General features: G+C 50.6%; 1 rRNA gene. It reads left to right on the plus strand.

Annotated elements, in window-relative coordinates:
* Positions 1-57: 57 nt before the first annotated feature.
* A 23S ribosomal RNA gene (locus tag L6D75_RS27135) occupies positions 58-1,529 on the plus strand; the annotation flags it as partial.

The following is a 1,529-nucleotide window of genomic DNA, read 5'->3' on the forward strand; positions in this document are numbered from 1 at the left end:
TGCGAATTTTCGGCGAATGTCGTCTTCACAGTATAACCAGATTGCTTGGGGTTATATGGTCAAGTGAAGAAGCGCATACGGTGGATGCCTTGGCAGTCAGAGGCGATGAAAGACGTGGTAGCCTGCGATAAGCTTTGGGGAGTCGGCAAACAGACTGTGATCCAGAGATCTCTGAATGGGGGAACCCAGCCAGCACAAGCTGGTTATCTTGTACTGAATACATAGGTGCAAGAGGCGAACCAGGGGAACTGAAACATCTAAGTACCCTGAGGAAAAGAAATCAACCGAGATTCCCTTAGTAGTGGCGAGCGAACGGGGACCAGCCCTTAAGTTGGTTTGAGATTAGTGGAACACTCTGGAAAGTGTGGCCATAGTGGGTGATAGCCCCGTACACGAAAATCTCTTATCAATGAAATCGAGTAGGACGGAGCACGAGAAACTTTGTCTGAACATGGGGGGACCATCCTCCAAGGCTAAATACTACTGACTGACCGATAGTGAACCAGTACCGTGAGGGAAAGGCGAAAAGAACCCCGGAGAGGGGAGTGAAATAGAACCTGAAACCGTATGCGTACAAGCAGTGGGAGCCTACTTTGTTAGGTGACTGCGTACCTTTTGTATAATGGGTCAGCGACTTATATTCAGTGGCGAGCTTAACCGAATAGGGGAGGCGTAGCGAAAGCGAGTCTTAATAGGGCGTTTAGTCGCTGGGTATAGACCCGAAACCGGGCGATCTATCCATGGGCAGGTTGAAGGTTAGGTAACACTGACTGGAGGACCGAACCGACTACCGTTGAAAAGTTAGCGGATGACCTGTGGATCGGAGTGAAAGGCTAATCAAGCTCGGAGATAGCTGGTTCTCCTCGAAAGCTATTTAGGTAGCGCCTCATGTATCACTGTAGGGGGTAGAGCACTGTTTCGGCTAGGGGGTCATCCCGACTTACCAAACCGATGCAAACTCCGAATACCTACAAGTGCCGAGCATGGGAGACACACGGCGGGTGCTAACGTCCGTCGTGAAAAGGGAAACAACCCAGACCGTCAGCTAAGGTCCCAAAGTCATGGTTAAGTGGGAAACGATGTGGGAAGGCTTAGACAGCTAGGAGGTTGGCTTAGAAGCAGCCATCCTTTAAAGAAAGCGTAATAGCTCACTAGTCGAGTCGGCCTGCGCGGAAGATGTAACGGGGCTCAAACCATGCACCGAAGCTACGGGTATCACCTTTGGTGATGCGGTAGAGGAGCGTTCTGTAAGCCTGTGAAGGTGAGTTGAGAAGCTTGCTGGAGGTATCAGAAGTGCGAATGCTGACATGAGTAACGACAATGCGAGTGAAAAACTCGCACGCCGAAAGACCAAGGTTTCCTGCGCAACGTTAATCGACGCAGGGTTAGTCGGTCCCTAAGGCGAGGCTGAAAAGCGTAGTCGATGGAAAACAGGTTAATATTCCTGTACTTCCAGTTATTGCGATGGAGGGACGGAGAAGGCTAGGCCAGCTTGGCGTTGGTTGTCCAAGTTTAAGGTGGTAGGCTGA

This window comes from Pseudomonas faucium (assembly GCF_021602585.1).
Taxonomy (GTDB): domain Bacteria; phylum Pseudomonadota; class Gammaproteobacteria; order Pseudomonadales; family Pseudomonadaceae; genus Aquipseudomonas; species Aquipseudomonas faucium.